Source organism: Endozoicomonas sp. ALB115 (assembly GCF_049310245.1).
Classification (GTDB): domain Bacteria; phylum Pseudomonadota; class Gammaproteobacteria; order Pseudomonadales; family Endozoicomonadaceae; genus Endozoicomonas.
Map to the genome: position 1 here is coordinate 1 of NZ_JBLYZG010000005.1, position 14,223 is coordinate 14,223.

At 53.4% G+C, this 14,223-nt stretch carries 7 protein-coding genes; all 7 read right to left on the reverse strand.

Features of this window, described 5'->3' with window-relative positions; translation table 11 throughout:
• On the reverse strand, window positions 1-631 hold a 631-nt coding region (locus ACO6VE_RS03470), incomplete at its 3' end, for a hypothetical protein (RefSeq protein ID WP_422459720.1).
• A 207-nt stretch (window positions 632-838) separates the two neighbouring features.
• Complete coding sequence (locus tag ACO6VE_RS03475; protein ID WP_422448034.1) at window positions 839-1,123, reverse strand: IS66 family transposase; 285 nt, start codon at window positions 1,121-1,123, stop codon at window positions 839-841.
• Between the two features lie 114 nt (window positions 1,124-1,237).
• Window positions 1,238-5,641, reverse strand: coding sequence for a hypothetical protein (locus ACO6VE_RS03480; RefSeq protein ID WP_422459722.1), 4,404 nt, complete (start codon window positions 5,639-5,641; stop codon window positions 1,238-1,240).
• 197 nt (window positions 5,642-5,838) lie between these two features.
• Window positions 5,839-8,682, reverse strand: a complete 2,844-nt coding sequence (locus ACO6VE_RS03485) for a hypothetical protein (RefSeq protein WP_422448038.1) — start codon at window positions 8,680-8,682, stop codon at window positions 5,839-5,841.
• A 171-nt stretch (window positions 8,683-8,853) separates the two neighbouring features.
• Window positions 8,854-10,311: an LDL receptor domain-containing protein gene (locus tag ACO6VE_RS03490; RefSeq protein WP_422459723.1), complete on the reverse strand. Its 1,458-nt coding sequence runs from the start codon at window positions 10,309-10,311 to the stop codon at window positions 8,854-8,856.
• A 495-nt stretch (window positions 10,312-10,806) separates the two neighbouring features.
• Window positions 10,807-11,979, reverse strand: coding sequence for an acetyl-CoA C-acyltransferase FadA (gene fadA / locus ACO6VE_RS03495; protein WP_422448042.1), 1,173 nt, complete (start codon window positions 11,977-11,979; stop codon window positions 10,807-10,809).
• A 55-nt stretch (window positions 11,980-12,034) separates the two neighbouring features.
• A complete protein-coding gene (fadB, locus tag ACO6VE_RS03500) occupies window positions 12,035-14,182 on the reverse strand; it encodes a fatty acid oxidation complex subunit alpha FadB (protein WP_422448044.1) in 2,148 nt (715 codons plus the stop codon).
• Window positions 14,183-14,223 lie beyond the last annotated feature (41 nt).

Below are 14,223 nucleotides of genomic sequence, written 5' to 3' on the forward strand. Positions count from 1 at the left end.
CGGTGGTCGTTGCTCCGGTGGTCATTGCCTCGGTGGTCGGTGCTTCGGTGGTCGGTGCTTCGGTGGTCGTTGCTCCGGTGGTCGTTGCTCCGGTGGTCATTGCCTCGGTGGTCGGCGCTTCGGTGGTCGTTGCTCCGGTGGTCATTGCCTCGGTGGTCGGCGCTTCGGTGGTCGTTGCTCCGGTGGTCATTGCCTCGGTGGTCGTTGCTCCGGTGGTCATTGCCTCGGTGGTCGGCGCTTCGGTGGTCGTTGCTCCGGTGGTCATTGCCTCGGTGGTCGGCGCTTTGGTGGTGGTTGCTGCGGTGGTCCTGGTATCGGTGGTTACATTTCGACGAGTCAACACCGTTACATCAGAAGCTGCTGTACCTGAGAGAGTTACATTTCTGCCCGATAACGCCGTTGCAACAGGAGCTGCTGCACCTAAAAGGGTTAAGCCATAAATGCCACCAGACGCAGCGCCAACCAACCCAATGGCTCCAGCAGTTGCCAGAAAAGGGTGACGGACAATCCATTTAAACGCCCTGGTCCCACAACTTCTTCGATTATCCTGCCTCACACCCGATTCGGCATCGCTTTGTGGAGCCTTTACGAAACTACGAAGCTCAATATTTGAAAATGCTGCTTGATTCATGAAAATGGCCTTTTTATGGTTAACTCATTTTAACGATTAAAATAGTCAGATAAGTCAATCAGTAAAAAGTTCCCGGTAACTATTCAGTGAACCCTGCAAACCAGCTTACCAGACTGGTAAGGAATACCTGCCTTATAATAGCTACGGACCTGGATGAACTTTTTTCAGCCAGGTGGGTCATGGATTCGCAATTCTTTGAGACGACTTTCATCCCAGTTCTTTATCTCGCTGAGAGGCTATGTGTTCAGCATGTTTTTCCAGTCTCAACTGGCGGGTCGGCCACTGCTTTGGGTCTTCCCGAACAAGAAGTCGTTGCTCGTTTAAATAATATAAACGAGCAATTCTATCTACCCAGGCAATGCTCCATTTTTCTAAATCCGGGTCACCACGACTGGCATCAATAAAGTCTCGCCTGACATGAGCCCAGCAGAAGGCCAGAACAAAGTGACTTGAACAAGGCTGAAAGGAGTACAGGATTGTTCTGAAGTGCATTCAGGCGTAGTGATTTCAAGCATCTATCAAGGATAGCTGAACAGGGCTATTGATGCTTGAATAATGGATTTAGCGAATGGTTACCTAAAGTTTTTCGATATAATTCTGACTGCATTAATAATCAGGCGCTACTGCGGTTCTCATTCTGCGGGGATTGTAAATGTCAATCTCTTCATATATGTGTTCATGCTGGTGCCCCCCCCTATCCCCGGGTTCCTCAAGTAACATCATCGGTTGATCAACCGCCTCCTGTGCCTGACCCGCTTTGTTGACTGCTACCAACTCCTGCGGGTCACCGGCATCGACGGGAGACGGCCTGCGGCAACAATGACGATAGATGTACCCCCCCACAACACCTGCCAACACTAAGGACACAGCAGCCCCCAGGGTAATACCGGCTATTGCGCCGTTACTCAGGGTAGTTGCGAGCGGTGCCGTACTGGTGGGCAGTGTCATGGTGGCCCCCGGAAAGCTCATGGCGGTGCTCGATGCCGTCGCTGGTATGACCGGTTCGCATGCCAGCACCCCGGGCCAGCCTGTGTACACCTCCGTCGTATTGGTAACCACGCCCCCTGGCTCAATCCGGCCTGCGTCAATATTCGCCGAGGCATTATTACCGGAGGCAGTTGCCCTGGGGTTCACCGCCCGGGTATCGGTAACGCTGGCATTGTCCCTGATCATACCGGCACCGATACCGGCATGGGCACGGACTCCCGAGGTTTCCACCTCACTGTTGTGAGACCGGGTGCCAACGATCCTTGCCCGGGGATCCATCAACCCGGCCCCGATACCTGCATTGGCCTCAGCGCCGGAGGTGGTCACCGACGAAAAGCATTGTGCTGAGGTATTTTCCATCCTGGCACTGCGGCCCATCCTTCCAGCTCCGATACCGGCATTGGCACCATCACCCGAGGTGGATACCTTAGAGTTTTTCGCCAAGGTATTGGCTATCCCTGTGCCATTGCCCATGGCCCCGGCCCCGATACCGGCATTGGCCCGGTCACCGGTGGTCTTCACCCTACTTCTGACAGACCGTGTGCCAGCAATCCCTGCCCCGGAATCCATGAACCCGGCCCCGATACCGGCATTGGCCTGGTCACCGGTGGTCTCCACCCTGCTTTCGACAGACCGGGTACTCGCCATCCTTGCCCCGGGATCCATCAACCCGGCCCCGATACCGGCATTGGCCTCAGCGCCGGAGGTGGTCACCGACGAAAAGCGTTCTGCTGAGGTATTCTTCAGCATGGCACTGCAGCCCATCCTCCCGGCTCCGATGCCCGCGTTGGCACCATCACCCGAGGTGGATACCTCACAGCCCTGCCCCAGGGTATTGGCTACCACTGTGCCACGGCCCATGGCCCCGGCCCCGACACCGGCATTGGCCTGGTCACCGGTGGTCTTCACACCATTGACAAATGCAGTTGTGTTGGTGACAGTGCCACCGTTATCTACCTTGCCACCGCCGATGGCGGCATGGCTCCCCTTACCGGAGGTGGTTACCTCGCTCCCGAATGCTGAAGTGCTGGCCACGGTGCCGTTCACATAACCTGCGCCGATGGCGGCATTGGCATTATTACCGACGGTTTTCACTCGGCATCTCAAGGCTTCGACATGGGAAATCACAGCATCATTGCCAATACTGCCACTACCAATACCGGCGTCGGCCCCCTCACCGTGGGTGACCACCGTGCTGTTTTTCGCCAAGATGTCCACTACCGCCTCCCCCGACAGGACTCCCGCCCCGATACCTGCATCGGCATCATTGCCGGTGGTTATGACCTGGCTGTTTTCCACAAAAATGTCACGAATGGTGCCGTTGCCGCTCACTCCACAAGCCACCACGCCCGCTGGCCGACTGGCGCTGACGATATTGGCACCAGTAAAGTGCAGGTTACCAATGGTCCCGCCACCCTCAACGGTATCCACCAGGCAGCAACCCAGGTTGGCAATCGTAGTGGTATAGTTCTGGCCATTGTACTGGCCAGTAAAGCGGCTGATGGGTCGGCTCAGGTTTCTGGCATCAATATCTTTGGTTTGGATATAGTTGCCGTTTATTGGATAGTTGGGGTCGATGCCGATTTTACCCAGGGTCTCAACGTCGGTGACTTCAATCATCTGATGGGTGACTGTTGGCGGCGTGGAGCTGGAAGTCAGGGTGTGCGTAGAAGCTGTCATTGCTTCTGGTGTTGAGGTTTGTGCAGATGCGGTGACTTGGCTGCCAGTGGTTGGGATGGCTTCCGGAGCAACAGGACATAACTCTAACCCGGCGAGACTGTCACCTGTTAATGCCTCAAAATAGCAGTCACTGGGCCGACAATTCGGCTTCACCAGGGGAGGGTCAACAGCTTCACAGAAATTATCCAGCAAGTAACTGCAATCCCCGATGGTGTCTCGTTGCAGTTTATCGTTAACGCGGACATCACAGTAAGTGGGGTTACGCCCTCCCCCGATATTATTCGGAAAACTGGTCTGACTACTTTCGACAGTGCTTTTTACCGCCTTGGTGTTGACAACATTGCCAATAAACGCAGAACCGATACCGGCATAGCCAGAAGCACCGGAGTTTTTAACCGTGCTGTTGAATGACATTGTGTTAGCAACAGCTCTATAGGTTCCACCGGTTCCACGAGGAGGAGTAAAGACCCCCGCCCCGATACCGGCAAAACTGGAAACACCGGAGGTTTCCACTGTGCAGTTTATCGCTGTGGTGTTGACAGCAGCCCCCATACCCACTCCGATACCGGCACTACCACCATCAGAACCGTGGTTTTCCACCGTGCAGCCAATTGCCAGAGTGTCGGCTGCAGCCCCCTTACCCACCCCGATGCCGATATTACTCGAATTACCGTAGGTTTTTACCGTGCAGTTCATTGCTGTAGTGTCGGCAGCGATGCCGCCCCCCACCCCGATGCCGGCATTACCCTCAATACCGTAGGTTTCTACCGTGCAGTCCTTTGCTATGGTGTTATCAGCAGTACCTCCATCCCCCGACCCGATACCGGCATTACTCCCCTCACCATTGGCTGTTACCGTGCAATTCATTGCCGTGGTGTCGGTAGCGCCCCCATTCCCCACCCCGATACCGGCACTAACGTAAGAACCGGAGCTTTTCACATTGCAGTTCATTGCCGTGGTGTCGACAGCGGTACCACTCCCCACCCCGACACCGGCATTACCAAAAGAACCGGCGCTTTCCACCTTGCAGTTGAATGCCCTGGACCTGGCGACGCTTGACGAAATCTCACGCCCCGCTCCGATACCGGCATTGCCTCCGGACGTTTTCACCGTGCAGCCCGTTGCACTGGTGTCGGCAACGCTTCCTTCATCAACACGGCCCGCCCCGATACCGGCATTATTGGAGGTTATCACCTCGCATTTTTCTGCAGTCGTGCCGCTAACCGTTCCATGAGTCACATATCCCGCGCCAATACCGGCATTCGCATCTGGGCCGGAAGTTTGCACATTGCAGTTTACTGCGGTCGTGTTTCTAACAGTTCCTTGATTAACTTCGCCCACGGCAATACCTGCGCTTGCATAATTACCCCTGGTATTAAGGGAAGCACTTTCAACGTGAATATTGCTGACCACGGCACCGCCTGACATTTTACAAGCGGCTACCCCGGTTGAAGCTTTCTCACGTGTTGTCTTTATATCTGCTTTTGTAAAGCGCAGGTCATCAACTTCACCCGTCAGATTTTTCACCAGACAGCGGCGAAGACCATGAATGGTATTACCCTGACCATCGTACTTACCGGTAAATGCATGGGTTTTATTGCCAATGGAGCGGGACAAGCGGCCACCATTAATATTTGCAGTCTGCCGGTAAGTGCCATTCAGTGGATAGTCCGGATCACGGCCAATCTTGCCCAGGATTGTGGCATCCGTCACATTAATAATCGGCCCTTCTGTTTTACTGCCGGATGAGGATGCAGCCGCTGCAGCGCTCAGGCTGGACAGGGCACCCAGTGCCACGGCTGTTTTTGGTAGCTGGCCAGTGCCGATGGAGTTGGTGGCTGGTGGGCTGGTTCGTTGTCGTGTTTGCTGCGGTTTCTTTTTTTTCCTGCCTTTGTCGTTTGTTGGGGAGCCGTCCTCCGAAATATCTGCCCGACTTTCCGTTGGAGGAGAACCTTCAGTCGCCCCAAAAGCGCCCAAAAGATCCCTGAAACGAGTGGCTGCGGAAAAGGTGACAATGCCCTCCAGCATCGTGCGGATCTCCGCTGGCAGCACGGTATAAGGCGACACCAGCCGGGCCGCCAGCTCAACACCCTGGAAAAAGCTACTGTCCTGCCCATCGGGGCTGCCAAAAGTGAAGGCAGGACCTTCATCCGGTTGTGCCGACGGCTGCGTCCCGGGAGGAATATAACCGGGATGAAGCGACCGCAAAAACAGGATCGGAACGCGCCAAGGGGCGACCGTTAAGAACCCGGCAAATAGCCCGTCACTTTCCGTTGGCTGATCGGGTACGGAGCCAGAAGCCATGGGTGTGGCTGTGGACTGAACGGCAGGTTGGGATATCAAAGTTATTACCTCACAAAATAATGAGGCAAGGATAGACAAGGCTGAGGCATCAAAAAGAACCGTTTGAATTATCCGCAACGGGTAATGTACAAGAATTTTATAAAACAGGAAAAAGCCGGGGGGATCAGGTCCCGAACTGCGTAATGAGTCAGTCGCCGACTGCCTTGCTAAAGTGTTTCGATATAATTCTGGCTGCATTAATAATCAGGCGCTCTGGCGGTTCTCATTCTGCGGGGATTGTAAATGTCAATCTCTTCATATATGTGTTCATGCTGGTGTCCCCCCTTATCCCCAGGTTCCTCAAGTAACATCATCGGTTGATCAACCACCTCCTGTGCCTGACCCGCTTTATTGACTGCTACCAGCTCCTGCCAGCCACCGGCAGCGTCGGGGGATGATCTGCGACAACAATGACGATAGATGTACCCCCCCACCACACCTGCCAACACAAAAGACGCGGCAGCCCCCAGGGCAATACCGGCTATTGTACCGGTACTCAGGGTAGTCGCCAGCGGTGCCGCACTGGTGGGCAGTGTCATGGTGGCCCCTGGGATGCTCATGGTGGTGTTCGATGTCGTCGGCACCGGTGCTGGCGTGGTCGTTACTACAATGGTGTTGTTCGATGCCGTCTCCACCGGTGCTGGCGTGGTCGATACTACTGTTGGTGACGTTGGGCGGGAAGTTGGAGTGTTTGTAGAAGTTTTGGTTGGGATGGTTGTCGGTTCAGGAGGACAATCATCAAAGGAACCGGAGACAGTGTCACTTGATAATGCCGAAGAATAACAGTGCGTGGGCTGGCAATTCGACTTCACCAGGCGGGGGAACAGGTGGGGGTCAATATCTTCACAGAAATGACCCAGCAACCTATCGCAATCCCTTAAACTCTTGGAATTGTTCTCTTGCTCTATGCCGTTAAATCTGACATTACAGAAAGTGTGTTGAACTCCTGCTCCGATTTTATGACGTATACTGCTCTGATCACCTTCGACGGTGCTCTTTACCGCCATAGTGTTGTCAACATTGCCATTTCCGACCCCGAAACCGGCAAGACCACTGGATTTAACCGTGTTGTTGAATGACTTGGTGTTATCAACGGTTTTATGGGTTTTATAAGGAACGGAACTCCCTGCCCCGATACCGCTATAAGCGGAATCACCGGAGGCTTTCACTGTGCAATTGATCGCTATGGTGTTGTCAGCAGCCCCTTTTCCCGCCCCAATACCGGCTGTTGTATCACCGGTTATTTTACCGCTGCGACCGAAGTTTTTCACATCACAGTTCATTGCTGTGGTGTCGGTAGCGTATCCTTTACCCACCCCAATGCCGATATTCCCCTTGGAACCGTAGTTTTCCACCTCGCATTTTATTGCCAGAGTATTGGTAGCTTCATCTTGTCCCGCCCCGATACCGGCATTACTCCCATTACCGAAGGTTTCTATCCTGCAGTTCATTGCTTTGGTGTCGGAAGCTTTACCAGACCCCACCCCGATACCGGCATTACCGAAAGAACCGTAGTTTTTCACATTGCAGTTGACTGCTTCGGTCTTATCGACTCCTTTCCTATCATCAACACGCCCCGCCCCGATACCGGCATTACCTCCGGACGTTTCCACCTTGCAGTTCGTTGCTTTGGTCTCTAAAACCTTGCCCTTATAAACACGCCCAACCCCGATACCGGCATTTCCGAAAGAACCGGAGTTTGTCACATTGCAGCCCTTTGCTATGGTGAGGCGAACCCTGCCCTCATCAACACGCCCCGCCCCGATACCGGCATTACCTCCGGACGTTTCCACCTTGCAGTTCGTTGCTTTGGTGTCGAAAACGCTGCCATTATTAACACGCCCCACCCCGATACCGGCATCACTGGAGGTAGTATTCACCTTGCAGTTTTTTGCATTCGTGTCATAAACCTTTCCACCATTATGCACATATCCCGCGCCAATACCGGCATACGCAGATGAACCGGAAGTTGTCACGTTGCAGTTTACTGCGGTCGTATTTCTAACAGTTCCTCCCTTAACTTCGCCCACGGCAATACCCGCGCTTGCCTTTTTACCCTCGGTATCAAGGACAGAACCTTCAACGTAAATATCCCTGATTACGGCTTTGGTGCCTGACATTTTACAAGCGGCTACCCCGATCGAAGCTGTTCTACCTCTTGTCTGTACATCTGGATTTATAAAGCGCAGCTTAAGAACTTTACCCTCCAGATTTTCCATCAGACATTGGCGAAGACCACGAATGGTATAATCCTGACCATCGTACTTACCGGTAAATGCATCGGCTTTATTGCCGATTGAGCGGAACGAGCGGGTAACATTAATATCCGCAGTCTGCCGGTAAGTACCATTCAGTAGGTAGTTTGGGTATTTCGGATCACCAATCTTGCCCAGGGTTGTGGCATTCGGCACATCAATAATCGGCACTTCTGTTTTACTGCCGGATGAGGATGCAGCCGCCGCAGCGCTCAGGCTGGACAGGGCACCCAGTGCCACGGCGGCTTTCGGTAGCTGGCCAAGGCCGACGGAGGCGGTGGCTGGTGGGCTGGTTCGTTGTGGTGTTTGCTGCGGTTTCTTGTTTTTCCTGTCTTTGTCGTTTGTTGGGGAGCCATCCTCCGAAATATCTGCCCGACTTTCCGTTGGAGGAGAATCTTCAGTCGCCCCAAAAGCGCCCAAAAGATCCCTGAAACGGGTCGCTGCGGAAAAGGTGACAATGCCCTCCAGCATCGTACGGATTTCCGCTGGCAGCACGGTATAAGGCGACACCAGCCGGGCCGCCAGCTCAACCCCCTGGAAAAAGCTGCTGTCCTGCCCATCGGGGCTGCCAAAAGTGAAGGCCGGACCTTCATCCGGTTGTGCCGACGGCTGCGTCTCGGGAGGAATATAACCGGGATCAAGCGACCGCAAAAACAGGATCGGAATGCGCCAAGGGGCGACCGTTAAAAACCCGGCAAATAGCCCGTCACTTTCCGTTGGCTGATCGGGTACGGAGCCAGAAGCCATGGGTGCGCCTGTGGACTGAACAGCAGGTTGGGATATCATAGTTATTACCTCGCAAAATGAAGCAAGGATAGACAAGACTCAGGCATCAAAAAGAACCGTTTGAATTATTCGCAACGGGCAAAGCGCAAAAATCGTATAAAACAGGAAAAAGCCTGGGGATAGGACCTGGACTGCAAAATGAGTCAGCCGACGGGTCCCCTGATACAAGGTTTACACCTTAGACTCCTTGTAATGATCTATAGCAGTTCTCATTCTGCTGGAATTACTAATATCAACATATTCATATATGCCAGTATCTTCACCGAAAGGTTTCTCTCTTGCCTCACTCCTGGCGGCTTCTATTATCGGTTGACCAATCGCCTGTTGTGCCTGACCCACAGTATTGATGGTCACCAGCTCCTGCGGGTCATCGGCAGCGGATGACCTGCGATAACAATGACGATAGATGCATACACCTGCCAGCACAAAGGCAGAAGCCCCCAAGGCGATACCGGCTATTGCACCAGTACCCAGGGAACTCGCCAGCGGTGCCGCACTGGCAGGCAGCGCAATGGTACCCCCCGGCAGGTTGGTAACTTCCATGGTAGTGTTCGACGCCGTCGCCATCGTTTCTGTCACCGGTGAGGGTGTGGCCGTGACTATTGGCGGCGTAGGGCTGGAAGATACAGGGTTGCATAACTCCGCCCGCTCATCCGAGCCATCATCACAATCTTCAACGCTATCACATTCATAATAGGCAGGAAGACATTCGCCGCTATTACAAATAAACCGCCCTAAGTTGCTACATTCACCCTCTGTGCAGTTCTTTTCATCGGAGTCATCATCACACTCGAAATAACCATCGCATCGAGAGCTGTCAGAAAAACATTGCCGCCCGTTATCACAAATAAAACGCTTTAAGTTGTTACATTCCTCCTGTGTGCAGTTATATTCATCGGAGCCATCAGTACATTCCACCTCAGGATCTTCAGAACTTCCATCACATCGATATTTGTTACTAATGCATTGGCCGTTGTCACAGCGGAATTGATTAACAGCGCATGCCGCCTGAGGCTCTGTGGCTGGGGCGGAAGTTACAGTATGTGCAGACGTTGTATTCTCTTCTGGTGTTGCGACTTGTGCACCCACAGCGGTCAGGCCGGACAGGACACCCAGCGCCACGGCGGCTTTCGGTAGCGGGCCAGTCCGGACGGAGGCGATGGCTGGTGGGCTGGTCCGTTGTCGTACTTGTTGCGATGTCTTTTTTTTCCTTCCTTTGTCGTTTGTTGGGGAGCCATCCACCGGGCTGTCTGCCCGGCTTTGCTCTGGTAGCGAACCTTTCGTCGCCCCAAAAGCGCCCAAAAGATACTTGAGCCGGGTCGCTGCGGACAGGGTGACAATGCCCTCCAGCATCGTGCTGATCTCTGCTGGCAGCACAGTATAAGGCGACACCAGCCGGGCACCCAGCTCAACCCCTTGGAAAAAGCTACTGTCCTGCCCATCGGGGCTGCCAAAAGTGAAGATCGGACCTTCATCCGGTTGCGCCGACGGCTGCGTCCCGGGAGGAATATAACCGGGATGAAGCGACCGCAAAAACAGGATCGGAACGCGCCAAGGGGCGACCTTTAAAAACCCGGCAAATAGCCCGTCACTTTCCGTTGGCTGATCGGGTACGGAGCCAGAAGCCATGGGTGCGCCTGTGGACTGAACAGCAGGTTGGAATATCATAGTGATTACCTCGCAAAATAAGGCAAGGATAGACAAGACTCAGGCAGTTAAAAGAACCGTTTGAATTACTTACAACGGGGTTGCGTAAGAATCTTATAAAACAGGAAAAATGGGGTTCTACATTGGCAAAAAGGTTCGGTATGCATTCCCAAGGGGAGGGTGGGAGACTAGTACATGGTTTCAATGAGTTTGACGTGTACAATCTCCGCTCACCCTGAGCGGAGTCGAAGGGTGCCTGGTACGATCTATCAGAGTCCGGAGTTTCCGCCTTTAGGCCCTATGGGTCCTTCGATGCTTCGACAAGCTCAGCACTCAGGACGAACGGAGTGCGGAGGCACGACAATCCGCCAAACTCATTGAAACCACATACTAGACCGTTGACCAAAAAAGCCCGGACAAAACCGGGCTTATGTATGGTAATAGAAAGTGATTAAAACAGACGCCTCAAAACGCCGTTCAAACCCTTTCAAAAATGGTAGTGATACCCTGACCAAGACCAACACACATGGTTGCCAGCCCCAGGGTGCCGCCATTCTGTTTCATCACATTCAGCAGCGTTCCGGAAATTCGGGCACCGGAGCAGCCAAAGGGATGACCGAGCGCAATGGCACCACCATTGAGGTTAACCTTTTCCTCCATCTTATCCAGCACTTTAAGGTCTTTCAGGACGGGCAGTGCCTGGGCAGCAAACGCCTCATTCAGCTCGATATGATCAATATCATCAATGGTCAGGCCGATACGCTTGAGGGCTTTCTTACTGCTGGGAACCGGTCCATAACCCATAATGGAAGGGTCAACTCCGGCAACTGCCATGGCCCTGACCACCGCCATGGGCTGCAGACCAAGATCCTTGGCCCGCTGGGCAGACATCACGATCATACAGGAAGCGCCATCGGTAATCTGTGAAGATGTTCCTGCGGTCACTGTCCCCTTGGGGTTAAATGCAGGCTTAAGCTGTGACAGGGCTTCTACCGTTGTTTCCGGACGAATGGTTTCGTCCTGAGTGAAAAGACGAAGGTTGCCGTCTGCATCATGCCCCTGCATCGGGATAATTTCATCTTTGAAGTTACCCGCTTCGGTGGCAGCCCAGGCCCGCTGGTGTGACCGGGCACCAAATTCATCCTGTGCCTGGCGGCTGATGCCGTGCATACTGCCCAGCATTTCTGCGGTCAGGCCCATCATACCGGCAGCCTTGGCACCGTATTTGGACAACCTTGGATTCGGGTCAACCCCGTGCATCATGCCCACATGCCCCATGTGCTCGACACCACCGACCACAAAGACATCACCGTTATTGGTCTGAATTGCCTGAACGGCTGTCTGCAGGGCACTCATGGAGGATCCGCACAAACGGCTGACCGTCTGGCCTGCGGAAGTATTGGGAATGGGTGACATCAGCGATGCCATTCGGGCGATATTCCAACCCTGCTCCAGGGTCTGGTTGACGCAACCCCAGATGACATCTTCCACCTCAGCCGGGTTCAGTTCAGGATTGCGGTTAAGTACGCCGGTAATCAACTCGGCAGACAGGTTGTCAGCACGGACATTACGATACATGCCGCCCTTGGAACGACCCATGGGGGTACGCCCGTAGTCAACAATTACAGCATCTCTTGGATTCAGGCTCATGATATTCTCTCTTTTATAGTCCCTGAAAATGGTTCAATAACGTAAGACAGACCCATCAACCGTAGAAGGTCTTACCTTCACGAGCCATTTCCCGAAGTTTGTCAGTGGGCGCATACAGTGGGCTGATATGAGCGTACTTGTCGGCAAGCTCGACAAACTCCGCCACACCTATGGTGTCAATATACTTCAGGGCACCACCACGGAAGAGAGGGAAGCCAATACCCATAATCAGTGCCATATCCGCTTCAGCGACGGAATCAACAATGCCATCTTCCAGGGTACGAACGGTTTCCATGCACAGTGGGACCATCATGCGGGCGATGATTTCCTCATCGTCAAAAGGTTTTTGCTCAGCACACACCTCACTGAACAGGCCATAAACCGCCTCATCGACCACCTTCTTCGGCTTGCCTTTTTTATCCTGTTCGTACTTATAGAAACCGGCACCGTTTTTCTGGCCATAGCGCTGGTTTTCATACAACACATCAACAGCGGTTTTGAAGTCGCGCTTCATGCGATCCGGATACCCGTCAGTCATGACGCTTTGACCATGGTTACCGGTATCAATACCCACCACATCCATAAGATAGGCAGGGCCCATTGGCCAGCCAAAGCGCTCCATGACCTTATCCACCTGCTGGAAATCGGCACCATCACGGAGCAAGCCAGCGAAGCCACCAAAGTAGGGGAACAGGACACGGTTCACCATAAACCCAGGGCAGTCATTAACCACCACCGGCGTTTTACCCATCTTGCGGGCGTACTCAACCACGGTGGCTACGGTGGCATCACTGGTCTTCTCGCCACGGATAACCTCAACCAATGGCATCGCATGAACAGGGTTAAAGAAGTGCATGCCACAGAACTGTTCCGGACGTTTCAGGTCCCTGGCCAGTTCATTGATGGAAATAGTGGAGGTGTTGGACGTCAGAACAGCGTTCTCTGACACCTGGTTTTCTACGTCGGCCAGAACGGCTTTCTTGACCTTGGGATTTTCCACAACGGCTTCAACAACAACATCGACGCCCTCGAAATCACCATAGGACAGCGTAGGTACAATCTTATTCAGTACACTGCCCATTTTGCCGGCATCCATCCGCCCCCGGGAAACCCGCTTGGAGAGGAGTTTGGTGGCTTCGGAAAGACCAAGGTCCAGACCTTCCTGATTGATATCTTTCATCAGGATGGGCGTACCTTTCAGGGCAGACTGATAGGCGATACCACCACCCATAATGCCCGCACCCAACACCGCAGCCTTATTGGTTTCAGCGGCAATACTGGCGGACTCTTTGGCTTTTTTCTTAAGGAACTGATCGTTCAGGAACAGGCCAACCAGGGCATTACACACTGAAGACTTGGCCAGTTTAAGAAACCCTTTGGCTTCTACTTCAAGGGCCTTGTCACGGTCCATGAAGGCATGTTTCTGGATGGTTTTGACGGCCGCTATCGGTGCCAGCATGTGTGGCCCGGCCTGCTGTTTTACCACGGCAGATGAGGTTTCAAACACCATCATCGATTCAATCGGCGGCAGTTTCAGCTTGCCTTTCTTCTCCTGCTTTCTGGCCTGATAATCCAGTTCACCATCCAGGCAGCGACGCACCAGGGCTACCGCGGAATCTTTCAGCTTCTCAGGCGCAACCACTGCATCAACGGCTCCTGCTTTCAGCGCGGCATCGGGGCGATACTCTTTGCCACTGGCAATCCACTCAACGGCATTATCCGCACCAATCAACCTTGGCAACCTGACGGTACCACCCCAGCCCGGATAGATACCCAGCTTGACTTCCGGCAAGCCAACCTTGGCCGCTGTGGAAAGAACCCGGTAATCGGCACACAGGCAGATCTCAAAACCGCCTCCCAGGGCAATGCCATTCACGGCAGCGACTGTTGGTATGTCAAGATCTTCAAAACCGGAGAAGACCTTATTGACCGCCATCACTCCGGCCAATAATGTCTCATCATCCTGCTTGAAGGTCTGGGTGAATTCATTGATATCAGCACCAACGATAAATACATCCTTACCACTGGTGAGAATAAGGCCTTTAACCGTTTCGTCAGCACGGATGGCCTCCAGCGCAGCATCCAGATCCTCAATAGCAGAGTGACTGAACTTATTGACACTTTCGCCTTCGAGATTGAACTGCAGTTCGGCGATACCATCTTCCACAGGCAAAACCCTGAATGCCTTCCCCTGGTAGATCATGAACTTCTCCTTTCGGATTGAAGATAGACAGGCTAACCATA

Coding starts and splice junctions, on each gene's coding strand:
- ACO6VE_RS03475 (WP_422448034.1), bottom strand. CDS start 1,123: ATGCACTTCAGAACAATCCTGTACTCCTTTCAGCCTTGTTCAAGTCAC.
- ACO6VE_RS03485 (WP_422448038.1), bottom strand. CDS start 8,682: ATGATATCCCAACCTGCTGTTCAGTCCACAGGCGCACCCATGGCTTCT.
- ACO6VE_RS03490 (WP_422459723.1), bottom strand. CDS start 10,311: ATGGCTTCTGGCTCCGTACCCGATCAGCCAACGGAAAGTGACGGGCTA.
- fadA (WP_422448042.1), bottom strand. CDS start 11,979: ATGAGCCTGAATCCAAGAGATGCTGTAATTGTTGACTACGGGCGTACC.
- fadB (WP_422448044.1), bottom strand. CDS start 14,182: ATGATCTACCAGGGGAAGGCATTCAGGGTTTTGCCTGTGGAAGATGGT.